General features: G+C 58.8%; 22 protein-coding genes and 2 pseudogenes. 11 read left to right on the forward strand and 13 right to left on the reverse strand.

Annotated elements, in window-relative coordinates; genetic code table 11:
* Positions 1-89 precede the first annotated feature (89 nt).
* The 4 genes and pseudogenes from dsbG to ABLV12_RS03210 form a co-directional block, all read right to left on the reverse strand.
* Positions 90-848: pseudogene (gene dsbG, locus ABLV12_RS03195) on the reverse strand (thiol:disulfide interchange protein DsbG).
* 4 nt (positions 849-852) lie between these two features.
* The gene (locus ABLV12_RS03200; RefSeq protein ID WP_016807366.1) at positions 853-1,608 is read right to left on the reverse strand and encodes a DsbA family protein; all 756 of its coding nucleotides are present in this window, start codon (positions 1,606-1,608) and stop codon (positions 853-855) included.
* A 6-nt stretch (positions 1,609-1,614) separates the two neighbouring features.
* The gene (locus ABLV12_RS03205) at positions 1,615-3,639 is read right to left on the reverse strand and encodes a protein-disulfide reductase DsbD domain-containing protein (RefSeq protein WP_160887635.1); all 2,025 of its coding nucleotides are present in this window, start codon (positions 3,637-3,639) and stop codon (positions 1,615-1,617) included.
* A gap of 48 nt (positions 3,640-3,687) precedes the next feature.
* Positions 3,688-4,068: a hypothetical protein gene (locus ABLV12_RS03210; RefSeq protein WP_023329474.1), complete on the reverse strand. Its 381-nt coding sequence runs from the start codon at positions 4,066-4,068 to the stop codon at positions 3,688-3,690.
* Between the two features lie 948 nt (positions 4,069-5,016).
* Between ABLV12_RS03210 and leuO the strand changes: the two genes are divergently transcribed.
* Both leuO and ABLV12_RS03220 read left to right on the forward strand, forming a co-directional pair.
* On the forward strand, positions 5,017-5,964 hold the full coding sequence (gene leuO / locus ABLV12_RS03215) for a transcriptional regulator LeuO (RefSeq protein ID WP_016807369.1): 948 nt from the start codon (positions 5,017-5,019) through the stop codon (positions 5,962-5,964).
* Positions 5,965-6,276: 312 nt separating this feature from the next.
* The gene (locus ABLV12_RS03220; RefSeq protein ID WP_160887656.1) at positions 6,277-6,756 is read left to right on the forward strand and encodes a hypothetical protein; all 480 of its coding nucleotides are present in this window, start codon (positions 6,277-6,279) and stop codon (positions 6,754-6,756) included.
* 185 nt (positions 6,757-6,941) lie between these two features.
* Here ABLV12_RS03220 and ABLV12_RS03225 read toward each other — a convergent pair whose 3' ends face one another.
* Together ABLV12_RS03225 and hpxD are read right to left on the reverse strand one after the other, a co-directional pair.
* Positions 6,942-7,910: a PDR/VanB family oxidoreductase gene (locus ABLV12_RS03225; protein WP_348866773.1), complete on the reverse strand. Its 969-nt coding sequence runs from the start codon at positions 7,908-7,910 to the stop codon at positions 6,942-6,944.
* 13 nt (positions 7,911-7,923) lie between these two features.
* On the reverse strand, positions 7,924-8,961 hold the full coding sequence (hpxD, locus tag ABLV12_RS03230) for a molybdenum cofactor-independent xanthine hydroxylase subunit HpxD (RefSeq protein WP_004112020.1): 1,038 nt from the start codon (positions 8,959-8,961) through the stop codon (positions 7,924-7,926).
* Positions 8,962-9,086: 125 nt separating this feature from the next.
* Here hpxD and hpxR point away from each other — a divergent pair, with 125 nt between their 5' ends.
* Positions 9,087-10,019 (forward strand): LysR family hpxDE operon transcriptional regulator HpxR, encoded by a 933-nt coding sequence (gene hpxR / locus ABLV12_RS03235; protein ID WP_348866774.1) that lies wholly within the window; start codon positions 9,087-9,089, stop codon positions 10,017-10,019.
* 145 nt (positions 10,020-10,164) lie between these two features.
* Here the strand turns inward: hpxR and hpxO are convergent, their stop codons facing one another.
* Positions 10,165-11,319: an FAD-dependent urate hydroxylase HpxO gene (hpxO, locus tag ABLV12_RS03240; RefSeq protein WP_004100871.1), complete on the reverse strand. Its 1,155-nt coding sequence runs from the start codon at positions 11,317-11,319 to the stop codon at positions 10,165-10,167.
* 346 nt (positions 11,320-11,665) lie between these two features.
* Here hpxO and ABLV12_RS03245 point away from each other — a divergent pair, with 346 nt between their 5' ends.
* The 3 genes from ABLV12_RS03245 to uraH are packed head-to-tail and all read left to right on the forward strand — an operon-like array spanning position 11,666 to position 13,849.
* Complete coding sequence (locus ABLV12_RS03245) at positions 11,666-13,048, forward strand: nucleobase:cation symporter-2 family protein (RefSeq protein WP_032728017.1); 1,383 nt, start codon at positions 11,666-11,668, stop codon at positions 13,046-13,048.
* Complete coding sequence (uraD, locus tag ABLV12_RS03250) at positions 13,026-13,526, forward strand: 2-oxo-4-hydroxy-4-carboxy-5-ureidoimidazoline decarboxylase (RefSeq protein ID WP_064396741.1); 501 nt, start codon at positions 13,026-13,028, stop codon at positions 13,524-13,526. The genes ABLV12_RS03245 and uraD overlap by 23 nt, the downstream gene beginning before the upstream one ends.
* Positions 13,523-13,849, forward strand: a complete 327-nt coding sequence (gene uraH, locus ABLV12_RS03255) for a hydroxyisourate hydrolase (RefSeq protein WP_016807373.1) — start codon at positions 13,523-13,525, stop codon at positions 13,847-13,849. The genes uraD and uraH overlap by 4 nt, the downstream gene beginning before the upstream one ends.
* Before the next feature lie 147 nt (positions 13,850-13,996).
* On the opposite strand, the gene guaD is transcribed toward uraH, so the two are convergent.
* Positions 13,997-15,316 carry a guanine deaminase gene (guaD, locus tag ABLV12_RS03260; RefSeq protein WP_160887658.1) on the reverse strand — a complete coding sequence of 440 codons (1,320 nt, stop codon included), beginning with the start codon at positions 15,314-15,316 and terminating at the stop codon, positions 13,997-13,999.
* Between the two features lie 109 nt (positions 15,317-15,425).
* Positions 15,426-16,913, reverse strand: a complete 1,488-nt coding sequence (locus ABLV12_RS03265; RefSeq protein ID WP_023320685.1) for an NCS1 family nucleobase:cation symporter-1 — start codon at positions 16,911-16,913, stop codon at positions 15,426-15,428.
* A gap of 143 nt (positions 16,914-17,056) precedes the next feature.
* On the opposite strand from ABLV12_RS03265, the gene ABLV12_RS03270 reads away from it, so the two are divergent.
* The 3 genes and pseudogenes from ABLV12_RS03270 (at position 17,057) to puuE (ending at position 19,465) form a co-directional block, all read left to right on the forward strand.
* A complete protein-coding gene (locus tag ABLV12_RS03270; protein WP_004100889.1) occupies positions 17,057-17,773 on the forward strand; it encodes a GntR family transcriptional regulator in 717 nt (238 codons plus the stop codon).
* A pseudogene (hpxA, locus tag ABLV12_RS03275) lies at positions 17,773-18,648 on the forward strand (allantoin racemase). The gene ABLV12_RS03270 and the pseudogene hpxA overlap by 1 nt, the downstream one beginning before the upstream one ends.
* Entirely contained in the window at positions 18,533-19,465 is a 933-nt protein-coding gene (gene puuE / locus ABLV12_RS03280; RefSeq protein ID WP_004100893.1) for an allantoinase PuuE, read from the forward strand. Before hpxA ends, puuE begins: the two are co-directional and overlap by 116 nt.
* 170 nt (positions 19,466-19,635) lie before the next feature.
* On the opposite strand, the gene hpxZ is transcribed toward puuE, so the two are convergent.
* From hpxZ to hpxW, 4 genes are read right to left on the reverse strand one after another with little or no spacing between them, the layout of a single operon-like run.
* Positions 19,636-20,022, reverse strand: a complete 387-nt coding sequence (gene hpxZ, locus ABLV12_RS03285; RefSeq protein WP_004100894.1) for an oxalurate catabolism protein HpxZ — start codon at positions 20,020-20,022, stop codon at positions 19,636-19,638.
* Complete coding sequence (locus ABLV12_RS03290) at positions 20,019-21,416, reverse strand: AtzE family amidohydrolase (RefSeq protein WP_064396747.1); 1,398 nt, start codon at positions 21,414-21,416, stop codon at positions 20,019-20,021. Before ABLV12_RS03290 ends, hpxZ begins: the two co-directional genes overlap by 4 nt.
* Positions 21,413-21,601, reverse strand: coding sequence for an oxalurate catabolism protein HpxX (hpxX, locus tag ABLV12_RS03295; RefSeq protein ID WP_064396749.1), 189 nt, complete (start codon positions 21,599-21,601; stop codon positions 21,413-21,415). Before hpxX ends, ABLV12_RS03290 begins: the two co-directional genes overlap by 4 nt.
* Positions 21,602-21,610: 9 nt before the next feature.
* On the reverse strand, positions 21,611-23,194 hold the full coding sequence (gene hpxW / locus ABLV12_RS03300) for an oxamate amidohydrolase (protein WP_004112028.1): 1,584 nt from the start codon (positions 23,192-23,194) through the stop codon (positions 21,611-21,613).
* Positions 23,195-23,363: 169 nt separating this feature from the next.
* Between hpxW and hpxU the strand changes: the two genes are divergently transcribed.
* Positions 23,364-24,203 (forward strand): MurR/RpiR family transcriptional regulator HpxU, encoded by an 840-nt coding sequence (gene hpxU / locus ABLV12_RS03305; protein ID WP_004100902.1) that lies wholly within the window; start codon positions 23,364-23,366, stop codon positions 24,201-24,203.
* Positions 24,204-24,418: 215 nt separating this feature from the next.
* A complete protein-coding gene (locus ABLV12_RS03310) occupies positions 24,419-25,204 on the forward strand; it encodes a transporter substrate-binding domain-containing protein (RefSeq protein WP_160887648.1) in 786 nt (261 codons plus the stop codon).
* Positions 25,205-25,209: the final 5 nt, after the last annotated feature.

The raw sequence follows: 25,209 nt of genomic DNA on the forward strand, positions 1-25,209 counted from the left end.
AAGCGTTGAAGACCCAAACGGGCAGAACAGGCCATAAAATACGAACTCTGGCCTGGGTTGGCAAGGCGCCCCGCAGAGCGCCTTATCTGTCAGGGCGCTGGCCCGAACATCTCCCGCAGCTGCTGTTCGTCGGGCATGCCGATGACCTGCTGGAGCTCATTCTGCTCATTCATGTAATAAATAGCCGGCGTCGCGCTGGCGCCCAAATCATCCATCAGTTTTTGATGATGCAGAAGAAGATTAAAGGTGTCGCGTGGAGTAACGCCCTCAAAATGCGGCACTTTTTTGCCGCCTGAAAGCTCATACTCTCACCACGCGGCGGCCGGATCGCGCGCGTTCAGGATCGCCGTTGCGTATCTGCCGCTTTTCGGATTGAGAAAAGCAACGAGCAGGGTATTTAGCTGGACCTTGCCCGCTTTTACCCACGGCTACGCCGCCGACCAGTACGCTTTGCACCAGGGGCAGAAAGGATCGGCAAAGACAATGATTTTTCTGGCAGCCGAATCCGCGCCTTCCTTCAGCGGACGAGCATTATTCAGCGTCTGCCACATTTTGCGGCCTGAAGGGGTATAGATGGCTTCCTGAAAATAGGCCTCGCTAAGGTTTTTACCTTTTTCGTCATACAGATATCCAGAAATCACGTGCTTTCCGTCCGGCGTCAAAAACAGGGTCACCCCCATATCCTGATACTGGCCGATCCACCCTTTTACCCCGCCGGGCGAATCGATCTCTTTAACCATGGCGATCCCTTGCTGTTCGCCAAAATTTTTCACTATCTGAGGGAGAGCTTCCCCGGCAGATGCCAGGCCCGGCATTATCCAGGCCGCCAGCAGTAGAATATATTTCATCACATTACCTCTGAATTCCGGGGGCCCCCGGAGAGGGATACTGTTTTTTCAGCGCGTCGCTGACCATGGCGTCAAATTGCTCCCAGGGGATCCAGCCCGACAGCATCTCGTCGCCGACGATTGTGGCTGGCGTACCCTGAATGCCGAGCTTTTCGGCCACCAGCAGGCTTTGCTTAATCGTCGCCAGGCTTTGTTCATCCGGCGTTGCTACGCTGACCCCGGCCTTCGTCTTGGCTTGCTCAATGCTGGCGCCGTCGTGATATCCCTTTTTTGCCATCAGGATATGGTTAAATTTCACAAACTGTTCAGGATGCGCACGCCACAGAGTTAGCGCAGCCCTTGCCGAAGTCAGCGAACTTTCAGAACGCCAGGGCAGAAATTTAAAGACCACGGCAACATCCGGATATTTCTCGACAATCTTCTGCAGATACGGGTCAAACTTTTTGCAATACGGGCAGTTGTGATCCGTAAAGACGACCAGCGTCAGCTTCGGTCGCTGCGCGCCGATACGCGGCGAGTTGGGATCGTGAAAGATAACATCGCCGTACTGAGTAAGAACCTGCTGAAGCTGTTCCTGCCCGGCAAGGGCATTCTGCCGATCGAGCTTTTCGGCGGCGGCGATCAAGATTTCGGGATGATTAAGCAGCGTCTCCTGCACCAGTGCCTGGACGCGAGCCTCCTGCGCAGGGGTAAGCGGCGAAGATGCCAGTGTCGGCAAAGAGGCCGAAAGAAGAGTGAAAGCAAGCAGCGTTTTTTTCATCGTAAATTAACCTTTGGCACGGCTGAGGGCGTTGAGGACGGTTTGTTTATCGAGCAGCGGCGACAGTATGTCGCCTTGCGGCTGGCCTGGGCCGTAGACCTGATTAAACGGAATGGCGTAGCGATTTCTGCTTTGCAGGAAACGGGCGATCGGTTCGGAGGGCAGACTCCAGTCCCCACGCAGCGCTACTACGTCGGGCTGGGAGAGCGCGCTAATGATGGCGGGCTGATTTAATACCCGATGTTCATTCACTTTGCATGTCACGCACCAGTCGGCCGAAATATCGACAAAGACCCGTTTGCCCGCCGCCAGCGCGTTCTGGATAGCCTCCTCGCTAAGGGGCTGCCAGCGGATCGGCTGAGCCATTGCCTCCGTGGTAGCGCGCGCGGGTTCTCCTGCCAGCAGGCCGCGAAGCTGGAAGCCGGCAAACGCCGCCAGCGCAATAATCACCAGCCAGAAGGCAGATGTCGTACGCTTATGGGTTACCCGTAGGGCGGCCAGCGCCGCCAGGGTAAGAACCAGCGCAATAATGCCGCCGGGGGTCTCACCCAGATGGAGGCCCAGCAGCGTCGTCAGCCAAAAACTGGAGGCCAGCATCATGAGGCCGAGCGCCATTTTCAGTGAATTCATCCAGCGACCGGGGCGCGGGATCAGAGCGGCCGACCTGGGCAACAGGGCGACGAATAGCCAGGGGATGGCCATACCCAGCCCGAGCGCCAGGAAAATTAGCCACAGTTCCTGCAGTGGGGCAGCAAGCGCAAAAGCGACGGCGGTCCCCAGGAAGGGGGCAGAGCAGGGGGTCGCCAGCAGCGTGGCAAAAATGCCTTCACAGAAACTGCCCGCCATGCCGGCGCCGCCGGCGGTCGCCATCCGGTTAACGGCTGATGACGGTAGCAGCACCTCGAAGACGCCAAACAGGTTGAGCGAAAAGATAAACGTAACGGCAATCATTAAGCCGATAAACCAGGGGTTCTGGAACTGGATCCCCCAGCCCAGGGACGCGCCGGTAAGCTTCAGTATCGTTACCATCAGCGCCAGCAGGACAAATGAGGTCAGAATACCTGCGCTGGTAGCAAGAAAACGCCGCCCGATCGCGCGCTTATCTGACCCGGACTGCAGCACGGCGCTGAGCTTCATGCCCATTACCGGCAACACGCAGGGCATCAGGTTAAGAATTAATCCGCCGATCAGGGCAAAAAGCAGCATCTTCCAGAGGCTAACCGTTGAGGTTGGCGCAAGATCTGCGCCGATCGTCAGACTGGTCTGCTGCGCCTTTGCGCCATTTGTCAGCACCAACGACAGCGCTTTCCCCGCAAGGGTTGCGGGCTCTTCCCCCCATTCATCGGTTACCGGTACCGTTACCTTGAGGCTGGCGCCCTCGGTACGGAGGCGCGGAGCGCCAGCGATTATCCCGCCCTCCATGGGATCAAAAAAGATAGCGGGGTTTTTCCACTCACCGACCGTGGTGGCGGTTATCACCAGGTCGCTGCCGACCCGATGCGCGGCGAGATCGTCCGACACGCCTTTATCAGCCGGAATGGTTCGCATCGCCTGTGCAAAAGCCTCCTGAAAACCGGCAGTGGCGGGCTGACTCAAATCCAGACGCAGCCTGTAGTCGGTTAACAAACAGACGTTGCTGCAGGTGGATAGCGTGAGCGTACCGTCCAGCAGGTCGCCGGGAACGGCGGTGATGATTATCGGGATAACGACCCGCTGATGGTAGCCCTGGGTCGTCAGACCGGAAATCTCGAACCTTGAGGGAACCGGCCAGTACCACTGCGCCTGTTCACCGTTATGCCAGACGATTTGCGGGGCGACGCCGCCCTCACCCGGCGAGCGCCAGTAAGTTTTCCAGCCGGAAGCCAGCTCAATAGAGAGCAGGGCGTCGATCCGATCGTTCTCTTTCTCCGCCTGGAAGCGGACCCGGGCGTGGTCGTTCTGTGGGGATGTCAGCCATCCGGTGTCTGCCGCATGAGCAACGCTCGCGCAGGTCAGCAACAGGAAGACGAGGCCCCTGAAGATATTCAGCATTATTTTCTCCGTGAATTAAAAAATTAATCGTTTAAAAAAACGATTTTTTCATTCACGGAAAACGCAGTTTTTGAGATGAATTCGTAGCGTGGGCGGCCGAACGGGATCGTCCCGGAAGACCCAGGCACGTGCCGCGGCAGTCAGCTGAAGCAGAGTAAGGAACAGAATGATGGCCGGTAAAGCGCCATCGAAGAACAGCGGCTGCGCGCAGAGCAGAGATTTGGCGCTCAGCTGACAGGGAGAGGGCCCTTGCTCAGCTTCATCCGCTGACGGCTGCTGCGACAGCGCGCTGACGGCGGGTTCCTGAACCTGGCGCGCGGCGTTGTCCAAAAAATGGTGTACATAGACCGCCCGCTGAACAAGGCAAATAGCCATGACCAGGCAAGTCAATACCAAAAACCATTTTCCAGGAAGCTGACGATTGCGCATAGGTGACCCGTACGTTTCAGAACCGAGGATCATAAACAATACTTATCAATGTTCAAGAGGGTACCGTGTAAGGTTTTGTCTGTCTGCTTAACGGGGCGGCGACTTTCCAGCAGATAGCGCTGTCACAGGGATATTTCATGCATTTATATTATTTACATGGCTAATTATTCTCGATACCATGCGCGCCGCTCATCGTTATCGGCACGCCGCTGCTGACGTTGAGCGATTAGCATCTGACCGCCATTAGCTCATCAGGAAGAGCGAACGACGTACGTTGTAGGGAACGGGGTTCGAGGCCTCGATGGCGGCCCAAATCCGATTTAGCCCACTGATTAACATTGCACACCTGGCAACCGCCGACCGTCCGTCAGCCTTTCCCGGTCATGACGCGCGCTAAAGATGCTAGCGCTGACATTAACGATTTCTTTATCACAGTCCGATAATCGCTTTATGACGATTACTGCACTGAGGTGACCATTACGCGTGTAATAGTTTCCGTTGTCAGTTATTCATCGCGATGGAATGTTAATGAAAAGTATTATTGGTTACCGCCGGTAAATTAATATCTGGATTTTGGTTTTTTCTGCGATTTACCTAAGAACATCTTAATAATTTCAATGAGAATTAACTTATTCGGATTAAGTCGCGTATTTTTCAGAAATTTCACCACTTTTTATATGGTATTCTCTTTTGTTCAAGGAGTGAACGAAAGGAAAAATAATGCTTTACCGCTATGCCGTTTTCTCCAGAAAACACAACACGTTTCATATTCTTCTGCTGTTTACCATTTTACTAATAAGTTTCGTCCATTTGAGCGTGCTGCTGGAAACCGATAACACATGGCTACTGTGGCCGATGATGATTTATCTGCCTGTTTTTTTGCTTTGGCGAAAGGTCTCAGTGTTACGAAGCAGGATCGCTGATTAATGTGCTGGTGGAGTTCCCTACATGAGTGAAAATACAATATCTAAACCAACCTCTGAACCGAAAGTCCTGCAGCCCGTATTACGGAAAGTCGATCTTAACCTGCTGACTATTTTCGATACCGTTATGCAAGAGCAAAGCTTAACCAAGGCGGCACAAACGCTCGGCATGTCCCAGCCAGCGGTGAGCAGCGCGGTATCGCGCCTCAAGGTGCTGTTTAAGGATGAACTGTTTGTCCGCAACGGTCGTGGGATTAAACCGACCGATCGCGCCTTTCAGCTATTCGGCTCGGTTCGACGCGCTCTGCAGCTGGTGCAAAATGAGCTACCGGATACGCTGTTCGATCCGCTGGACTGCGAACGTATTTACCATCTTTGCGTCTGTAGCCCGCTGGATAACTATCTGACACCGCTTATTTTTAATAAAGTGAGCGAGATTGCGCCTCGGGTCAGTCTCTCCTTTAAATCTACCCTAAGCCAGCAGGTCATCAACCAGCTTCGCTATCAGGAAGTTGAATTTGTTCTCGATTACAACAAGTTCAACCACCCGGAGTTCACCAGCATCCCGCTGTTCAACGATCGCATGGTGCTGGTGGCCAGGCGGAATCATCCGCGTATTGCATCGCCGTTGACCGAGCTGGATATTTATCGCGAGCAGCACGCTACCGTCGCGCTGGATCGCTACGGCTCATTCAGCCATCCCTGGTATAGCTCTGAGGAACAGCAGGCCTGCGTCGCATTCCACGGAAACGCCATGGTCAGCGTGCTGAGCGTGGTGTCGCAAACCAATATGGTGGCCATCGCGCCTGAGTGGCTGGCCAAAGAGTTTGAAGAACAGTTTGCGCTCCAGCTGCTGCCGCTGCCTTTAGAAATGAACAGTCGCACCTGCTATCTTTCATGGCATGAAACGGCGGCCCAGGAGAGGAGCCACCGCTGGATGGCGGAATTGCTGATTAACATTTGCCAGCGTTAATGCTATTGCAAAAAATGCCTGGTGGCACGCCAGGTATTTTATGACTCCTTAATCAATCCTGGAACAGAGAAATATAATCATATCTGATTTTTTCGCTTCCTGGCGGCATAATTATCTGACGAAATGCGCTATCTAAATATTATTCATCTTTAAAACTACATTTAAATATCTTTTTGCAGAAAATTTATCATTTCTCAGGCAGGGGCCACCGACGATTTCTATACTCTGATTATCCAACCGGGCGGCGACCTCAAGCAGAGGATGATGTTAATGGGCACAAAGATAACCATCGCCGTGGCGAGTGCTGCCCTGATGGCTGCGTCGACGGCCGCAGAGGCTGATGAAATCACTCTTTATTCGGTTAATACCGGCTCCTGGATCTATCATCTGTCAAACAATCACGGCCAGTACACCGAGGGCTTTGATAACCAGTTTGCCTCGGTTGAACGCAAGTTCTCCGCGGATTCGAAGTACAGCCTGCTGGTCGGGACGATGAAAAACAGCTTTGACGATCGCTGTATTGCGCTCGGGGTACGCCGCGACTGGGCGTCGTTGGGCAACGGCTGGGTATTTAAGGGGATTTATGGCTACGTCGGCGAATTTTTCTTCGATGCTTTTGAGGACTGCGGCGACCATGGCTCATATAAGGATTTTAAAGATGCGACCGGCATTGGATTTTCTCCCTATATTTACCATGGTCTCCAGTATAACTTTACCGATTATTTCGGCATCGAAAGCGGAATTATTCTCCCGGCCGTTTTTGTCATCAGCGTGCAGTGGAGTTTTCGTTAATACTGCATACAACATTCGCCAGCCGCGATGTTTTTCATGTATCGCGATAACGCCTTTACTTCATAAGATTATTGCTTGAGGCAATGGAGCCTGTTAAATCGTACTTATTCGTCATTAACCCTCGGTGCCCCCGCTGGCTTATGATTGATTGTATTACGGGCAGGTCACTGGCCAACGCCGCCGGACTATAAATCAATGCACAAATTCGCTGATCGGCTGCGCGAGCAGCACAGGGCTATCTGCTGCGCGCTGGCGGATTTCTCTGCCTCCGACTGCACGGTATCGCGGTGGTCGACGATGCCTTCAATAACCGGCGTCAGGCAGGCGCCGCAAATCCCCATTTCGCAGGAGAGGGGGACGGCGATGCCGTTCTGCTGGAGGACCTGAGCGATGGTTTTATGCGCGGGTACCGGCCAGCGTTCGCCCGAGGAGGCAAGGATCACGTTAAAGGTGTTTTCCTCTGCGCACGCCGCTGGCGTGGCGACAGGCTGAAAGGCTTCGCTGTGGATCCGCGCTTCCGCCCATCCCTGCGCCAGGGCGGCCCGGTGCGCGGCGGCCATAAATCCTGCCGGCCCGCAGAGATATATCGGCTGCCCGGCATGCGCACTATTCAGCGCCGCATCCAGGTTTTGCCTGGCGCTGCGCCCTTCGCTTGAACAGTGAATTACCACGCTTGCGGCGCTAAATCGCTGTTGCAGTTCGCGGATAAACGCCCCGCGCGCGCGGCTCTTAAGATAGTAGTGCAGGGTAAACGGTACGCCTTCTGCCTCCAGCCTTAGCGCCATGGCATACAGCGGCGTAATCCCGATGCCGGCGGCCAGCAGCGTCACCCGCTCCGCCGCCTGCAGAGGGAACAGATTGCGCGGAGGGGAAATCAACAGCGTCTGGCCGGGGCGCAGCTGCTGATGAATGTAGCGCGAGCCGCCGCGGGATGCGCTGTCGAGGGCCACGCAAATCAGATATCCGTCAGCGACGCTATCAGGGCCGGTCAGCGAATACTGGCGGATAATGCCGCACGGCAGATGAACGTCAATATGCGCGCCGGGCTGCCAGGCAGGGAGCGTCTGACCCTCCGGTGCCACCAGCCTGACGGCGAGGCTCTGGCTTCCCTGACGCCAGAGGCCGTCGACAATGACCTGTAATACCTCATTCATAGTGCTGCTCCACTTACACGAGGAAAAAATCGCCGAAGCCCATTTTCTTCAGCCCGCGCCGATAGGCGATGGAGCTGCGGTCGGCAGGAATATGCGCTTCCAGCGTTAAATCCAGCGGCAATCTTTCCGGGCGCTGGGTCTCTACCATCATGCGGTCTTCCTCAAAGACGCGCAGGTTAAAGGCGTGAACGTCTTCCACCGGTACGTGCAGATCGAAATTGCGCGCGATGGGCGCGAACATACGAGTAATGCGCGAGGATACCGGCGAGGCGGCGTTCATAATCACCAGCCTGGCGTCCTCGGGGAAATGAATCGTCAGGGTGGCGGTAAACGGCAAATGCATTTCAAAATGGCGCAGCCACTGGAAGCCTTCCGGCGCGCGAAATTCGGTGCTGGCGGGATAGTTGCCGACTGAACTCCAGTAATCGGCGATAAACCCAAACGCCGTCTCCTGCGGGTTGTAGTCCGGCACCACCTGGTTATTGGGGTCGGCGAAAGTCCCGGTATGGATCCAGGCAAAATGGGCAACATCAAGAAATCCCTCGACCTGGCGACCCGCAAAACCGTTGACCTCAAAAGCCGGGCAGTTGATTTGCTGAAAGCCATCGTCGTGCCAGTGCGGCATCACCGGCAGCGGCATCGGGTCTTGCGGATCGAAGGCCAGGCAGGTCCAGATCAGGCCATAACGTTCTTCTACCGCAAAGCTGGTGAGGTTGAGTTTCGCCGGTACCGGCTGGTCGGGGCTGGAAGGGATACGGTTGCAGCGGCCATCCTCACCGAAGCGCAGGCCGTGGTACGGGCAGACAATTCCCTCTTCATCGTGAAAACCGAGCGTCAGCGGTACGCCGCGATGGGGGCAGACGTCGCGTGCAACGACCACCTGGCCCTTAATACGATAGATGACCAGCTGTTCATCAAGCAGGGTGGCTTTCACCGGGGCGGGGCCAATATCGCAGGCGCGGGCAACCGGGTGCCAGCATTTTGCCAGGCGCAGCCAGTCCTCTGGCGCAAAGGTGCAGTGGGCGGGTGGGGTAGGTTGTGGTCTGTTCATGGCTTCTCTTCCTGCTCACAAAAATATTTGTTTAATTGTTGTGAGTTTATTGTTGCCATATTAGGGTGTTGACATCCATCAGCAAGAATTCATTCAGCTGTTGCAAAAAAGAGAACAGGTCCACGATGAGCCCATTTTCACGTTTCGCTATCTATTTTACCGAAGTGGCGCGCAGCGGTAGCCTGCGGCGGGCCGGGGAGAAACTGCATATTTCCGCTTCGGCTATCAACCGGCAAATTCTGCAGGCGGAAGAGGATTTCGGCACGCCGCTGTTTGAGCGTCTGCCGGAGGGGCTACGCATGACCACCGCCGGCGAGCTGCTGTACGACAATCTGCTGCGCTGGCAAAAGGAGTTTCAGCTGACGCGGCAAAAGTTTGATGAGCTGCAGGGGCTTAAACGCGGCTCCGTCAGCCTCGGCATGGTGCAGGCGCTGGCGGAAGGGAGCTTTGCCGCCGCGCTGGCGGACATTATCAGCAGCTGGCCATGGCTGGAACTGGATCTGCAGGTGGCGGATAGTCATAGCGTCAGCCAGAAGGTACGGCAGGCGGATCTCGATTTCGGTCTGATTCTCGATCCCGAAGGCCAGGCGGGGCTTAGCGTGCTGGCTTTTGCCGAACTGGAGATGGGGGTGGTGATGTGTCCGGATCACCCTCGGGCGCAGGCTAAAATGCTGTCTTTGGGCGAGCTAAGCGAGGAGCGGCATATTCTTCCCGGCGCGCCGCTGATCGTCCACGAGCGGGTCGCGATGCTCTATCGCCATTATGATTTTTCCCCGACGAACAGCATCTGCTGCAACGATATTCGGTTGATTAAATCGCTGGTGCTTAAAGGCGGCGGCGTGACCCTCCTCAGCCGTCTGGATGTGCTGGAGGAGATCGCGCTCGGCCAGCTGGCGTTTGTCCCGCTGCGCAACCGTCTGCTGCGGCCGCTTACCCTGGCCCTGTGCGCCGCGCCGTCGCGCCAGCTTTCACGTCCGGCGCAGATGGCGATCCAGAAGCTGACCGCGGTGATGGAGGCGATACAGGGCGGGACAGCGGCTTCCCTCCCGTCTGCGTAAACTGCCCGGCCTGCAATTCTCTGCGGCCTGCTTCCCCGGTGGCGTTGCTGTATGACCGGGCTACGGGTTCCCCGGCATCTGCGATCCGGTAGCCCGGCTAAGGCGTTTACGCCGCGAGCCGGGAAGGGGGCTGATGCCGGGATCTTTACCCCAGCGGGCCGCCCTGAATGGTTTCGCACAGGCCGTTGATAATTCGCTCTCCGGTTTCGGATTTCAGCTCCTGATACCAGGCTTCCGTCAGCGCCATATCTTTACCGTGGGTCACATCGCAGCGCTTACGCGCCTTCAGCACCAGGTCGCGCACCCGGTCGCAGCGCTGCGCTTCGTACTGACGCAAAACCCCGCTGATATCGCGGCTCTGGCTAAACAACTCCCCCAGCACCACCGCATCCTCCAGCGCCGCGCAGCCCCCCTGGCCGATATCCGGCGTGGTGCTGTGTCCGGCATCGCCCAGTAGCGCAACTCTGCCGCGAACCAGCTTGGCGAACGGTTCAATATCGTGGATTTCAATACGGTTGGTGGTCTGCGGGTCGAGGGCGGCGATCAGCTTCTGCACCTGCGGCGCCCAGCCGCTGAAATAGCGGCTGAGATCCGCCCGCAGGGTGCTGCGGTCCTCGGCCAGCCCCGCCGGGAGCGGGACATCAAAGAAAAAGTAAAATCGCCCCCCGGAAACCGGCATCAGCGAAACGCGTTTCCCTTCTCCGACGAAGGTCGTCCACTGATTGCCGGGCGCAATCGCTTCATCAATATCGACCAGACCGTTCCAGTTAACGTAGCCCGCGTAGCGGCGTTCCGGCGTATAGCCGAGCACGTGCGGGCGTAGCGCCGAATGGCTGCCGTCGGCGGCAATCAGAAAATCGCCCTCCGCCATCGATCCGTCGGTAAACCAGACCCGAACGCCGTCGGCGTTTTCTTCGCAGCGGGTAACGCGTTTACCAAACTGCACTGCCTCCCGTCCCCAGAATTTGAGCATTTCGCGCTGCAATTCGGCGCGGGAAACCGGGCAGGGGCGTCCGCCGGTGCGCGCAATCAGCGGAGCGAGGCTAAATTGAGTCAGCGTCTCTCCCCGCAGATACTCCTTGTAGGCCAGAAAATGCATCGGTCCGCCGTAGTTTTCGATAATATCGCCCATGCCTAAATGCTTCATGCACTTGACGCCGTTAGGCCAGATGGAGATGGCCGCGCCCACCGGCTTGATTTCTTTTACCGCTTCAAACACTTCACAGTGGATACCGGCATTTTTTAATGCCACCGCCGCGCTCAGGCCGCCGATTCCGCCGCCGATAACTAATGCTTTCATTTCCTTCTCCTTTACATACGTCGTTATTGGCTTGAGCAATTTGCGTACCACTTTGGCGCAGGCGCTGATTTCGCCGATTCGGGCTCCCCGCTACCGTGCGATTGCACAATGTTGGTGCGCAGAGCGGCTTTTATTGCCTTTTTATGAATCAATAATTTCTAAATTTGCAATTGAGAATCTAATGTTTCATGGGCGCGCCGAGGCCATATAGCGTGAACGTCGCGAAAATGATGTGTTATCTGTTTGAAAAAAATGAATAAAATTAAATGTTGCTCAGATGTGAGTGAGTTTGGCCTGTTTTGTGCACCCGTTCCCGCACGCTTATTCGCAACGGGATGAAACGATCATGTCAGATGAAAAAAACGGCGGCTTACTGTACGGCCTTGAGCAGCGGATCCCGCCGCTCCCGGCCTTTTTTAGTGCCTTACAGCACGTACTCGCCGGGCTGGTAGGCATTATTACGCCGCCGCTGATTATCGGCGCGGCGCTGGGGCTGGGGGAGTGGCTGCCCTATTTGATCAGCATGTCCCTGCTGGCTTCCGGCATCGGGACCTTCCTGCAATCCAACCGCCTGTGGGGGATCGGCGCGGGCATGATCTGTATGCAGGGAACCAGCTTTGCGTTCCTCGGGGTGGCGATTGCCGGCGGTATGTGGGTAAAAGGGCAGGGCGGCACGCCTCAGGATATTATGGCCATGCTGTTTGGCGTCAACTTTGTCGCCGCGCTGGTGCCCTGCCTCGTCAGCCGCTTTATTGAACCGCTGAAGCGCATTTTTACCCCGGTGATTACCGGCAGCGTGATTGCGCTGATCGGCATTAGCCTGATCAAAGTCAGCGTGATTAACTGGTGCGGCGGTGAGCAGGCTAAAGCCTTTGCCAGCACGAGCAATATTGCCCTCGGCGCGGTTACGCTGGGAACCATCGTTCTGCTGAGCTGCGCGAAAAACCGCTGGCTACGCCTCTCGTCGGTGGTGGTGGGGATGGCCGTCGGCTGTGCGGCGGCGGCGCTGAGCGGCTCGTTCCAGCTTAAAGGCGTCGGCGATGTCTGGTTTCGCTTACCGCAGCTGTTCCCGTTTGGTTTCCAGTTCAACAGCGCCATTTTTTTGCCGATTGCCCTGGTGTCGCTGGTGTGCATTCTTGAGGCGGTGGGCGACCTGACGGCCAACTGTCTCATCTCTCAGCAGTCGATAGATGACGAAGCCTTCCGTTCACGGCTGAAAGGCGGCATTCTGGCTGATGGCATCAGCTGCATGGTGGCGGCGATGCTGTGCGCGTTCCCCAATACGACCTTTGCGCAAAACAACGGCGTGATTCAGATGACCGGCGTCGCCAGCCGCTACGTTGGCCGCTACATCGGGGTGATTTTGATTCTGCTGGGTTTGTTTCCGCCGTTCGGCGAGATACTGCGCCAGATCCCGGCGCCGGTGCTGGGCGGCGCGACGATGGTGATGTTTGGCTGCGTTGTGGCGGCGGGGATCCGCATTATCACCCAGAAACCGCTGACCCGCCGCGATATGCTGATCGTCGGTCTGGCCTTTGGTTTTGGTCTCGGCATTGAAGCGGTCCCGGCGTTTCTGACCCACTTCCCGCCGATCGTCGGCAACCTGTTCGGTTCCGCGGCGACCAGCGGCGGGCTGGTGGCGATTGTCCTGAATCTGATTATCCCGGAAGAGAAACCGGCCGCGGCGGCGGCCACAAGGAGTACTGATGATCGTGCTGAATCACTTTAATCAGCTGAGCGGCGAACAGGCCGTCGCCGTGCTGGAACCCTGCGTGGCCGTCTCTGGCTGGGCGGCCACGCTGGCAGCCGGTCGGCCATGGCGCAGCCGCGCGGAACTGCTGGACGCCGCCCAGCGGCTGATGGCAGGTTGGGGGGAAGCGGAGCTGGCTGAGGCGCTGAACGCCCATCCGCGTATCGGCGAAAAGCCCACCGGGCAGCAGGCCCATGCGGCGCTCTCCCGCCAGGAGCAGGGGAGCGTTGATGACCGTGATGCTGCGCTGGCGCAGGCGCTGAAAGAGGGTAACGCCCGCTACGAGGCGCGGTTTGGCCGGGTCTTTTTGATTCGCGCCAAAGGGCGCAGCGGGGAGGAAATCCTGGCGGCGCTGTCGCGTCGGCTGCACAACAGCGATAGCGCAGAAGTACGGGACGCGTTAGCCCAGCTAGGCGAAATTACCTTGTTAAGACTGAAAGGAGCGATTGGCGAATGAGCACCTTAAGCACCCATATTCTCGATATTTCCACCGGCCGACCGGCGCAGGGCGTAAAAATTACGCTGGAGTGCGAAGGCGCGCAGGTTGCCTGCGGCGTCACCGATGATAACGGCCGCATTGGCGAATTCGGTGCCGGGCCGCTGGCGCCAGGACATTACCGGTTAAGCGCGGAAATTGGCGCGTGGTTTGCCGCCGGCGGGCGCGAGACGCTCTACCTGAGTGCGCAGATTGATTTCGTCATCCGCGAGGAGGCTGATGAGCACTATCATTTACCGTTTTTAATTGCCCCCGGCGGCTGGTCCACCTATCGCGGCAGCTAAATGGCCCCGGCGGCGCTACGCCTGGCAGGGCTACAGGTTCTGAATTTCCCCGGAGGCGGCGCTGCGCGCCTGTCCGGGCTACAAGTTCGGCACTGCCTGTGGTCTGGCAGCCCGGACAGGCACAACGTGCCGCCTCCGGGAAAGGGACTACTCCGCAGCCGCATCTCCCCATACGCGCTCGCCGTTCACCCACGTCTCGCTGATATTACGCTCATCGCCCAGGGTCATCAGGACGAACAGCTGCTCATAGATATCCTTGCAGCGCCCGCCGCGTAACCTTTGCAGCGGCGTGACCGCCGGGTCGATAACCACAAAATCGGCCTCTTTACCGGGCTGGAAATTACCAATCTTCTCATCAAGGCGCAGGGCGCGCGCGCCGCCGAGGGTCGCATGGTAAAACGCTTCGCTGGCGCGCAGACGATAGCTTTGCAGCTGGCTGACCTTATACGCCTCGCCGAGGATGCGCAGCATACTGAAGGTGGTGCCCGCGCCAACATCGCTACCGATACCCATCCGCACCTTGTTCTGCCAGCAGGCCGGTAAACGAAACAGCCCGCTGCCGAGGAACAGGTTTGACGTCGGGCAGAAGGCCAGCGCCGAACCGGTCTCGTGCAGGCACTGCCACTCCGCATCCGCCAGATGAATACCGTGGGCAAATACGCTGCGCTCGCCGGTCAGTCGATAGTGATGATAGACATCCAGATAGTGTTCATGCTCCGGCCAGAGGCTTTTAACCCACGCCACTTCATTGAGGTTTTCGCTCAGGTGGGTATGCAGCCAGGTATCGGGAAACTCTTCCCGGAGCTGCTGCACCCCCGCCAGCAGCTCCGGCGTTGAGGTCGGCGCGAAGCGCGGCGTAATGGCGTATCCCAGACGGCCGCGCTGGTGCCAGCGCTGAATCAGTTCGCGGGTTTGCCGGTAGCTCTGCTCCGCGCTTTCGCTCAGATATTCCGGTGCGTGGCGGTCCATCATCACTTTCCCGGCGATCAGGCGCATATTGAGGCGCAGCGCTTCGTTAAACAGGGCATCCACCGATTCAGGGTGCAACGTACAAAAGACCAGCGCGGTGGTGGTGCCGTGGCTCAGCAGCTGGTTGACAAAAAATTGCGCGATCTCCGCGGCGTAGTCGGCATCGGCAAACTGGCTCTCCACCGGAAAGGTATAGGTGGTGAGCCACTCCAGCAGCTGCTCACCAAATGCGCCGATCATCTCGGTTTGCGGATAGTGGACGTGGGCATCGACAAAGCCCGGCAGCAGCAGCTTACCGCGCAGGTCGCGATAGCCCTTCTGCGGGTGCAGAAGGCGTTCGCCCTCCTGCCACGGCAGCAGCGCCTGAATGCGTCCGTCGCGAAGAAACAGCACGCCATCCTCCAGATAGCGCGCCTGGCGGGCGATATCGTCGGCGCTCTCGGCAACCTCGGCGATATCGAAAAATGCGCCGCGAACCGCGGCATGGTAGTCAAACATCATAGCTGCCCTGTGGGTAAGCGAAAGGATAGGTGGATAGAGCAAGATTGATGCCAGGTTGTGCGGGCGGAAAGTCGCCGCGACGTGACGCCGCGGCGGGGATGCAGGGTTACTCTTTCTGGGCGAGAGGGCTGAAACCGGCGGTGGCGCCGACGCGTTCGTCGCGGGCGATCCAGCGATAGGCCGCGCCGCTCAGGAAGACGCCGATAAACCAGCTAAAGTTAGCCACTTCGTGCAGGGCCGGAATAAAGCTGATGATCAGGCCAATGGCGACGGAGGGCACCAGCGCGGCGATCGCTTTCGGGTTAAAGCCGTTTCGGTACCAGTACTGGCCCCTGGGCGTGTCGTCAAACAGGTCGTTAACGGAAACCTGCCCGCGCTTGATGATGTAAAAATCCACGATCAGGATGCCGAACAGCGGGCCGATAAACGCCCCCAGCACGTCGAGGGTGTAGTGGATCAGCTCCGGCGAGTTAAACAGGTTCCACGGCGTCAGCAGAATAGACCCTACGGCGGCAATCATCCCGCCGGTGCGGAAGCTGATTTTCTGCGGCGAACAGTTAGAGAAATCGAAGGCCGGAGAGACAAAGTTGGCCACGATATTAATCCCGATGGTGGCGGTGATCATGGTCAGCAGGCCAATGGCGACCGCCAGGTCGTTGCCTACGCGGCTCACGGTCTCAATCGGGTCGGTGATCATGCGGCCAAACAGCGACTGCGTGCCGGAGACAATCACCACGGTCACGATGGAAAACAGCAGGAAGTTAAACGGCAGGCCCCAGCGGTTGCCGCGGCGGATCTCGCCCATGCTTTTGCCATAGCGCGAGAAATCGCCAAAGTTGAGCAGCGGGCCGGAGAAGTAGGAGACCACCAGCGCGGTGGCGGTGATCATCTGCCAGGTCTGCTCCCCGGCGCTCAGCGATTTGCTGGCGAGGGTAAAGGAGATCCCGTCAAAACCGGTTTTGTATACAATCCATCCCGCCAGCGCCAGCATCACCACGTAGACCGCCGGGCCGGCGATATCGATAAAGCGCTTGATGGCGTTCATCCCGTGCCAGAACACCATCGCCTGCAGCAGCCACATGGTGGCGAAGCAGAGCCAGCCCAGATGCGACAGACCCAGGAAGCTGGATGCGGTGAGGGTCGACAGCGACGGCCAGAACTTCAGCAGCACCAGCATCAGCGCGTTAGCGGCGAGATAAGTCTGAATACCGTACCACGCGAAGGCGATAAGCCCGCGGATCACCGCCGGGATATTAGCCCCAAAGACGCCGAACGCCTGACGACAGATCACCGCGTAGGGCACCCCCGCCATCTGGCTGGGCTTTGCCACCAGGTTAGCGCACAGCTGAACGATACAAATCCCCACCAGCAGGCACAGCAGCACCTGCCAGCTCGCAAGACCAAGCGTAAAGAAGCTCGCCGCCACCACGTAGCCTCCCATGCTGTGCACGTCCGACATCCAGAAAGAAAAGATGTTGTACCAGCTCCAGTTCTGGTCGCGCGTCGGCGCCAGATCCTCATTGCAAAGCCGTGGGCTGTATCCAGCGTGGGGATCAGCGGCCTTAACCTGATGCATCGCTTGTGTATTTGGCATGAAACCTGCTCCTGTTAATGAACACCCGTTGAAATGGATTGCTGGTGTCGTTGCAGGATTTGGGCCAAATAGTTAATTTTGTATACAAGAAATTAGTTTTATGTATACGATTCGGTGTCAAAAAGTAAAATTTGGAGTGGTTAATGAACAACCAACAACGGCTGCAGGCCGCGCCAGAGCTGCATGACAAAGACGAGTCCATCTTTCAGGCGCTGATGACCGCTATCGTCGAGCATCAGCTACCGCCGGGCAGCAAACTGCCGGAGGAGGCGCTGGCGGAGGTGTTTGGCGTGAGCCGTACCGGGATCAGAAAAGTGCTGCAGCGACTCGCAACCGTGCAAATGGTCATCCTGACGCCCAAACGTGGTGCACAGGTCGCCAGCCCGACGGTTGAAGAGGCGCAGGCGATCTTCCGTACCCGCGCGCTATTGGAAGTGGCCAACCTGCCGGATGTGCTGGCCCGCTGTCAGCCGCCGCACCTGGCGGCGCTGGAAGCCATCACCCGCCAGGAACAGCTGGCCCACGAAAGCCATGACGGCCCGGCGGCGATTCGCTATTCCGCCGAGTTTCATATTCAGCTGCAGGCGATCTCCGGCAATCAGGTGCTCACTGAGATGGTGACCCGCCTGAGCCAGCGCTCTTCATTAGTTATCGCGGCGTGGGGATCGCCGTGGCGGCAGGGCTGCCGCTGCGACGATCACGAACGGCTGATCCAGCTGCTGCGCGATAAAACGCTGCAGCCCCTGAGCGACGCCTTAAGCCACCATTTTGAACATATTGTCGCCAGTCTCTGCTTTGAGCGTTCTGGCGTGACCCTGCCTGATTTTGCCCGGCTGTTTGCCGGCTATAAGGAGCCGTAATGGCCGCCGTTTGTATACAAGTGATCAATCCCAACACCAGCCTGGCCATGACGGAAAGCATCGGTGCCGCCGCGCGGGCGGTGGCCGCGCCGGGAACCGAGATTCTGGCGGTCTGCCCCGGCGAAGGGGTGCCGTCGATAGAGGGCCACTTTGATGAAGCCATCGCCGCTGTCGGCGTGCTCGAGCAAATTAAGGCCGGTCGCCAGGAGGGCGTTGATGGTCATGTCATCGCCTGCTTTGGCGACCCCGGGCTGCTGGCGGCGCGCGAGCTGGCGCAGGGACCGGTGGTGGGAATCGCCGAAGCGGCGATGCATATGGCGACGCTGGTGGCCACCCGTTTCTCCATCGTGACCACGCTGCCGCGCACCCTGATCATCGCCCGTCATCTGCTGCACCAGTATGGTTTCCACCACCACTGCGCCGCCCTGCACGCCATTGATTTACCGGTGCTGGCGCTGGAGGACGGTAGTGGTCTGGCGCAGGAGAAGGTGCGCGCGCGCTGTATTCAGGCGCTAAAGGAGGACGGCTGCGGGGCTATCGTACTGGGATGCGGCGGGATGGCGACGCTGGCTCAGGAGCTGACCCGCGAGCTGCGCGTACCGGTAATCGATGGCGTCAGCGCGGCGGTCAAAATGGTTGAGTCGCTGGTGGCGTTAGGCCTGTCGACCAGCAAGCAGGGCGATTTAGCCTTTCCGGAAAGCAAGGCGTTGAGCGGCAAATTTCAGGCATTAACCCCGTTTTAAATGAAAGAGGTGGCAGATGGCATTTTTGGCAGAAGATTACCCGCGCGACCTGCGCGGCTACGGCGGACAGCCGCCGCACGCGCGGTGGCCGAACAACGCGCGCATCGCCGTGCAGTTTGTGCTGAACTATGAAGAGGGCTCGGAAAACCACGTGCTGCACGGCGATGCCGGTTCTGAACAGTTTCTGTCCGATATTATCGGCGCCGCCAGCTATCCTGACCGGCATATGTCGATGGATTCGCTGTATGAGTACGGCAGCCGCGCCGGCTTCTGGCGCATCCATAATGAGTTCAGCAAACGGGGATTGCCGTTGACCGTGTTCGGCGTCGCGATGGCGCTGGCGCGGCATCCCGAGGTGGTCGAGGCGATTAAGAGGGCGAACTATGACGTGGTCAGTCACGGCTGGCGCTGGATCCATTACCAGAATATGCCTATCGAGCAGGAGCGGGAGCATCTTCATAAAGCCGTGCAGGTATTAACCGACCTGTTTGGCAAACCGCCCACCGGCTGGTATACCGGGCGCGACAGCCCCCATACCCGCCAGTTGGTGGTGGAGCACGGCGGTTTTGATTACGACAGCGACTATTATGGCGACGACCTGCCGTTCTGGAGCGAAGTGGCCTGTAGCGACGGTTCGCGTAGGCCGCACCTGATCGTGCCTTATACCCTCGACGCTAACGATATGCGCTTCGCCACTGCCCAGGGGTTCAATACCGCCGAGCAGTTTTATACCTATTTAAAAGACAGCTTCGATGTGCTGTACGCGGAGGGGGCCAGCGCGCCGAAGATGATGTCCATCGGTATGCACTGTCGTTTGCTGGGGCGCCCGGGCCGCTTCCGGGCGCTGCAGCGCTTCCTTGATTATGTGCAGCAGCACGACCAGGTTTGGGTCTGTACCCGTCAGCAGATTGCCGACCACTGGCGCGACGTTCATCCGTTCAGGGGGTAAAGTCGTTCCCCGGGTAAGCGCAGCGCAACCCGGGAGCATCGCGCAGAGTGGCCGTATTTCCCGGAGGTGATGCTGCGCATCTGTCCGGGCTACCGGATCGCAGACGTTTGCGGACCCGTAGCCCGGGTAAGCGCAGCGCAACCCGGGGGATACCGGGAAATGCGCAGGGCTTAACTCATCAAACTGACCTGAGCGGCGACAATGCGCCAGCCAAAGGGGAAGCGTACCCAGGTCTGCTGCTGGCGACCGATGCGCTCGCTGCCTGCGCGGGTGAATTCGGTGCTACACACCGCGTAATCCTCGCCAAAGGTGGTGATGATGGTATGCCGCAGCTCGCGCTGCAAACCCGCTGCCGGACGGGCGGCGCGAAAGGCGCGGATTTCATCGATGCCGTAGAGATTTTCCCCGGCCCCCAGCCGCACCGTGCGCTTATCGTGCCAGAACAGCTCATCCAGCACCGCGATGTCGTTGCTCACCAGCGCTTCCTCATAGCGGTAAAACGCCGCCGTCACCTCGGCGAGAACCAACGGGCGATTAATCTGTTCTGGGCTCATCATGCGGCGATCTCCACCGGGCGGGCGTCGGTGATGCCCATCTCTTCCAGCGCCCGCGCCGCGCGCAGACAGGCTTGTTCATTAAAGGGCGCGGCAATCAGCTGCAGGCCAATCGGCTGACCGTTCGCCGTGCGCAGCGGCACCGTGACGACCGGCAGGCCAAGGAAGGAGATGGGCTGGGTCAGCATCCCCATGCTGGCGCGAATCGGCAGCAGCTGGCCGTTGATCTCCATGGTCTGCGCGCCGATGAGCGTCGCGCTGCACGGCGTGGCCGGGGCGATAAGCACATCGGCATGAGCGAACAGGCCTTTGAACGTCTGCTGCGCATAACGGCGAAAGCGCTGAGCCTGGAGATACCAGGCGGAGGGGATCATCGCTCCGGCCAGCAGCCGTTCGCGGGAGTTCGGCTCAAAACGTTCGGGCTGGCTCCGCAGCGCGGGCAGGTACTGGTTACCGCCCTCGGCGGCGCTGATAATAAACGCCGCCGAGCGGGCCAGTTCGGCCTCCGGGAATATCAGCTCCTCATGCGCCTCAAGGGCGTGGGCAACGCTGGCAACCGCCGCACGGGCATCGTCATCGCACCATGTCGTAAAATAGCCGCCGAGCGCGGCGCAGCGCAGGCCATCGAGACCACGCGGCAGCAGATTAGCCGTATGCTCGCTGGCTTTATCGGCCTGAAAACCATCGCTCGGATCGCGCCCCTGCAGCGCATCGTAAACTGCCGCAAGATCGCCGACGCTGCGGGCAAAAGGACCGATATGGTCAAGGCTGGCGACAAAGGGATGACTGCCGGAGCGCGACAGGCGGCCAAAAGTGGGCTTAAGGCCAAAGATCCCGCATAGCGAGGCCGGGACGCGAATGGAGCCGTTGGTATCGCTGCCCAGCGAGAAATTCACCAGCCCGGCGGCCACTGCGGCTGCCGACCCGCCCGAGGAGCCGCCGGCGATCCGCGAAAGATCGTGCGGGTTATGCGTCGCCCCGTAGTGGCTGTTTTCCGTGGTAAAACCGTAGGCGTAGGCATCCATATTTAGCATGCCGGATAATAATGCGCCCGCGCTGTGCAGCTGGCGCACCGCCCAGCTGTCGGCTACGGCGGCAGGGCGATCGCTCAACAGCTGCGCCCCGGCAAGAGTGGTATGGCCGGCGACATCGAACAGATTTTTCACCGCGTAGGGAACGCCTGCCAGTGCGGGCAGGGGCTTTTTTTCCCGTCGCAGGGTGTCGATATTCTCCGCCTCAGCGAGCATGCGCTTTCCGCTGACGTGGGTCCAGGCGTTGATCTGCGGGTTAACGCGAGCGATATTCTCCAGGGTGTGGCGGGCAATCTCTTTGGCGCTGAGTTCGCCGGTGGCCAGCGCGCGCTGGATTTCGTGAATGGTCATTTCAGGCAGCTTCATGCTTTATAGACTCCGGCGATTTCGACGCGCTCGTCGAGGGGAAAGGCCATCAACGGCCCGGCCATGGCGGCAATGCGGCTAAACTGCACTCTGAGTTCTGCGCGCCGCGTATCGTCCAGATCCAGCGCCAGCAGCTGTTCCATTTGCGAGAGCCAGGCGTCCCATTCGTTCTGCGATGTTGTCATTATCAGCTCCTAATATCCGGCGGCGGAGCCGTTGCTGCGCGGATCGCTGGCCCCCTCAAACAGGCCGTTGGGATGACGTACAATCGCCCCCGCATGGCCCATGGCTTCGCTGAAATCGGCCAGCACTTCAACCTCGTGCCCCAACTGACGCAGGCGGTCAACGCTTTCGGCGCTGAAGCGGCCCTCCAGCTTGAGCGAGTCGGAAGTCTGCCCCCAGGTGCGCCCCAGCAGCCAGCGCGGTCGGGTGATGCTTTCCTGCAGCGGCGCGTTTTGCATGACGTAGCGGGTGAAGATAGCGGCCTGGGTTTGCGGCTGGCCGTCGCCGCCCATGGAGCCGTAAACCATCACCCGGCCATCGTTCAGCTTTGCTGCGGCCGGGTTGAGGGTGTGAAACGGCTGTTTACCGGGCGCCAGCGCCAGCAGGTGGCTCGGGTCGAGGCTGAACGATGCCCCGCGGTTCTGCCAGACAATGCCGCTCTCCGGCAGCACCACGCCGCTGCCGAATTCGTGGTACAGGCTTTGGATAAAGGAGACCGCCAGCCCGCTTTTATCGATCACCCCCATCCAGACGGTATCGCCCGGGCCTTTACCTGCGCCCCACGGAGCCGCCCGCTGGTCGTCGATGTTATCCGCCAGCGGCTGCAGCGCCGCCGGTGTCAGCAGGCTCTGAATATCAACATCAAGGTGGCGCGGATCGGTGATGTGCGCGTCGCGCAGACCGAAGGCCAGCTTGGTCGCCTCCACAATACGGTGGACGGTCATCGCATCGTCGGCGTCGGCCATCGCCAGCCTGTCGGTGATGCCGAGGATCGCCAGCGAAACCAGCCCCTGAGTCGGCGGCGCGAGGTTCCATAGTTCGCCGTGTCGATGCGCCAGCCTGAGCGGCTGGGGGCGGCGAGCGCGATGCTGCTGCAGGTCGCTAAGGGTGACGGGCAGTCCGTACTTTTCCATCCCGCGGGCCAGCTGCTCCGCCAGCGGCCCGCGATAGAAGCTATCCAGGCCTTCTTCGGTTAATCGGCGCAGGGTGTTCGCCAGCGCCGGCTGCAGAAAGCGGCTCCCGGCCTTCGGCGGCTGGCCGTCCACCAGAAAGGTTTCAGCGAAGCCGGGCTGGTCGCGCAGTTCACTGAATTTATCGGCGCTCGCGCTGGCCTGCGACGCGGTAACCGGGATACCGTTCGCGGCGTAGCCGATGGCATCTTCCAGCAGACGCGTGAGCGGCAGGGCCGCGCCGGTTAACTCGCGCGACACCTTAAGCGCTTCGTCCCAGCCGCTGACGGTGCCCGCCACGGTCAGCGCCGCCTGCGGACCGCGATGGGGGATCTGCGCGAGGCCGGCGTAGGCCTGCGGCGTCGCTAACGAACCCGCCGCGCCGCTGGCGTCAATGGCGATGGGGTCGCCCTCGGGCGGCACGATAAGCCAGAAACCATCGCCGCCGAGGCCGTTCATATGCGGATAAACCACCGCAATGGTCGCGGCGGCGGCAACCATGGCTTCGATGGCGCTTCCGCCTTCGCGCAGTACCGCCAGCGCGCTTTGGCTGGCCAGATGATGGGGGGCGACCGCCATCCCGTGGGCGGCAACATGACTTTGCATGAATTTTCCTCAATTAAGCGACTCGTCCGCTGAGGGTTGCAAAAGCTGTTCCATATCTGAACGTAAAGTTTCACCTGTTGCCGACAACGCGCTTTTTTTGGCGGGACTGGCATACATTATGAATGCGGATACGGTTATGATGCGGTGAAACGAAAGTTACAGAGGTCTTATGCAACAGCTTGATGAACGCCTGAAAGAGCAGTACCCGTCATTATCGCCGCAGGAGCAGCGGGTGGCGGATTTTATTTTCGATCATTTTGATGACCTGATTAGCTACAACAGCGCAGAGCTGGCGCAGCTTAGCGGCGTGTCAAAAGCCACGGTCAGCCGGCTGTTTAAGCGCCTGGGCTATGAGAAGTATAAGGATATGCGCGATGAGCTGCGTACCCTGCGCCAGAGCGGTATGCCGCTGACCGACAATCGCGATGCGGTACAGGGCAATACTCTGCTGGCGCGCCACTATAAACAGGAGATGGCCAACCTGACACAATGGGTTAACGCGCTGGATGTTCAGCAGTTCGCCGAGGCGATTCAGGCGCTGGTCGCCGCCCGGCGTATTGTGATTGTCGGCATGCGTAATGCTTATCCTGCGGCGCTGCATCTGCGTCAGCAGCTACTGCAGGCGCGCGGGCAGGTACTGGTGCTGCCGCAGCCCGGACAAAGCCTGAGCGAGGAACTGGTGGATCTCAGCGCCGACGACCTGGTGGTGGTGATGGCATTCCGCCGCCGCCCGCGAATCATTCGCCCTCTGCTGCAGCAGCTACAGAGCAGCGATATTCCGGTGCTGCTGATGTGCGAGCCGCAGGCCCACGGTCTGTTTCCGCTGGCGCGCTGGCGGCTTTGCGCGCCGCTGGATAGCGTGTCGGCCTACGACAGCTACGCGTCGGTCAACAGCCTGATCAATCTGCTGTCGAACGCCTTTTTACATGAAATTCTCGATAAAGGTCGCCCGCGCATTCACGATATTGCCACGCTCTACCAGCAGCTGGATGAGCTGGAACAGCGATGATGGGGCGCCAGCGTGGTGCTTTGCATGGTTTTGGTGCAATGAAATATGCAGGAATCAGCGCCGCTGGTTCCTCTTTACTCTTCTCTTTCTCTTGTTTTACTGGCCTTTAAGCGAAGCGTTGCCGATGGCGCAGTGCATAAATTTATCTGGCACATTAGTTGCAAAAGTGACTTTAAAGAATCTTTTGTTTCATGCTAACGTAACGGGTAAATATCATGAAGAAACTGTTGATCGCGCTGGCCGGGGCCGCTTGTCTGTTAACCAACCTCTCGGCGGCGAAAGCTGACCAGCTGCAGGATATCGAAAAACGCGGCGTGATCCGCATTGCGGTGCCGCAGGATTTCCCGCCGTTTGGCTCGGTGGGCACCGACCTTCAGCCGCAGGGCTACGACATCGATATGGCGCGCTATCTTGCCAAAGAGATGAAGCTCAAGCTGCAGCTGGTACCGGTGACCAGCGCCAATCGCGTGCCTTATCTGCAAACCGATAAGGTAGATCTGGTGATTTCCAGCCTGGGTAAAAACGCCGAGCGCGAGAAGGTGATCGATTTTAGCCGGGCCTACGCGCCGTTCTTTCTCGGCGTATTTGGCGCGAAAGGCGCTGAGCTGAAAGACTCGGCGGCGCTGAGCGGTAAAAGCGTTGGCGTAACCCGCGGCGCGGTGGAAGACATGGTGCTGACCAGCGTGGCGCCGAAAGAGGCGCAGATTAAGCGCTACGAAGACAACAACACCACGCTGTCGGCGTACCTTTCCGGTCAGGTGCAGTATGTGGCTACCGGTAACCTGGTGGTGGCGGCCATCGCCCGGCAGAACGCCGATAAAGCGCCGGTGCCGAGCTTTATGCTGAAAGATTCGCCGTGCTTTATTGGTCTGAAAAAGAACCAACCGGCCCTGAAGGCGAAAGTGGATGCGCTGATTGAGCAGGGGGTAAAAGACGGCACTCTCAACGGCCTTTCCGAGAAATGGCTGAAAGCGCCGCTGCCTGCCAGCCTCGGCGCATAAGGTCC

This window comes from Klebsiella sp. CN_Kp100 (genome assembly GCF_040065315.1).
Taxonomy (GTDB): Bacteria; Pseudomonadota; Gammaproteobacteria; order Enterobacterales; family Enterobacteriaceae; genus Klebsiella; species Klebsiella oxytoca.

Bases quoted from the DNA above. Each gene is read 5' to 3' on its own strand.
- ABLV12_RS03210 (WP_023329474.1), bottom strand. From the start codon at position 4,068: ATGCGCAATCGTCAGCTTCCTGGAAAATGGTTTTTGGTATTGACTTGC.
- hpxZ (WP_004100894.1), bottom strand. From the start codon at position 20,022: ATGATGAGCCCAGAACAGATTAATCGCCCGTTGGTTCTCGCCGAGGTG.
- ABLV12_RS03270 (WP_004100889.1), top strand. From the start codon at position 17,057: ATGAACAACCAACAACGGCTGCAGGCCGCGCCAGAGCTGCATGACAAA.
- ABLV12_RS03310 (WP_160887648.1), top strand. From the start codon at position 24,419: ATGAAGAAACTGTTGATCGCGCTGGCCGGGGCCGCTTGTCTGTTAACC.
- ABLV12_RS03225 (WP_348866773.1), bottom strand. From the start codon at position 7,910: ATGAATGAGGTATTACAGGTCATTGTCGACGGCCTCTGGCGTCAGGGA.
- hpxX (WP_064396749.1), bottom strand. From the start codon at position 21,601: ATGACAACATCGCAGAACGAATGGGACGCCTGGCTCTCGCAAATGGAA.
- puuE (WP_004100893.1), top strand. From the start codon at position 18,533: ATGGCATTTTTGGCAGAAGATTACCCGCGCGACCTGCGCGGCTACGGC.
- ABLV12_RS03265 (WP_023320685.1), bottom strand. From the start codon at position 16,913: ATGCCAAATACACAAGCGATGCATCAGGTTAAGGCCGCTGATCCCCAC.
- guaD (WP_160887658.1), bottom strand. From the start codon at position 15,316: ATGTTTGACTACCATGCCGCGGTTCGCGGCGCATTTTTCGATATCGCC.
- ABLV12_RS03290 (WP_064396747.1), bottom strand. From the start codon at position 21,416: ATGAAGCTGCCTGAAATGACCATTCACGAAATCCAGCGCGCGCTGGCC.
- ABLV12_RS03200 (WP_016807366.1), bottom strand. From the start codon at position 1,608: ATGAAAAAAACGCTGCTTGCTTTCACTCTTCTTTCGGCCTCTTTGCCG.
- ABLV12_RS03220 (WP_160887656.1), top strand. From the start codon at position 6,277: ATGGCTGCGTCGACGGCCGCAGAGGCTGATGAAATCACTCTTTATTCG.
- hpxU (WP_004100902.1), top strand. From the start codon at position 23,364: ATGCAACAGCTTGATGAACGCCTGAAAGAGCAGTACCCGTCATTATCG.
- hpxW (WP_004112028.1), bottom strand. From the start codon at position 23,194: ATGCAAAGTCATGTTGCCGCCCACGGGATGGCGGTCGCCCCCCATCAT.
- hpxR (WP_348866774.1), top strand. From the start codon at position 9,087: ATGAGCCCATTTTCACGTTTCGCTATCTATTTTACCGAAGTGGCGCGC.
- leuO (WP_016807369.1), top strand. From the start codon at position 5,017: ATGAGTGAAAATACAATATCTAAACCAACCTCTGAACCGAAAGTCCTG.
- uraD (WP_064396741.1), top strand. From the start codon at position 13,026: ATGATCGTGCTGAATCACTTTAATCAGCTGAGCGGCGAACAGGCCGTC.
- ABLV12_RS03205 (WP_160887635.1), bottom strand. From the start codon at position 3,639: ATGCTGAATATCTTCAGGGGCCTCGTCTTCCTGTTGCTGACCTGCGCG.
- ABLV12_RS03245 (WP_032728017.1), top strand. From the start codon at position 11,666: ATGTCAGATGAAAAAAACGGCGGCTTACTGTACGGCCTTGAGCAGCGG.
- hpxD (WP_004112020.1), bottom strand. From the start codon at position 8,961: ATGAACAGACCACAACCTACCCCACCCGCCCACTGCACCTTTGCGCCA.
- uraH (WP_016807373.1), top strand. From the start codon at position 13,523: ATGAGCACCTTAAGCACCCATATTCTCGATATTTCCACCGGCCGACCG.
- hpxO (WP_004100871.1), bottom strand. From the start codon at position 11,319: ATGAAAGCATTAGTTATCGGCGGCGGAATCGGCGGCCTGAGCGCGGCG.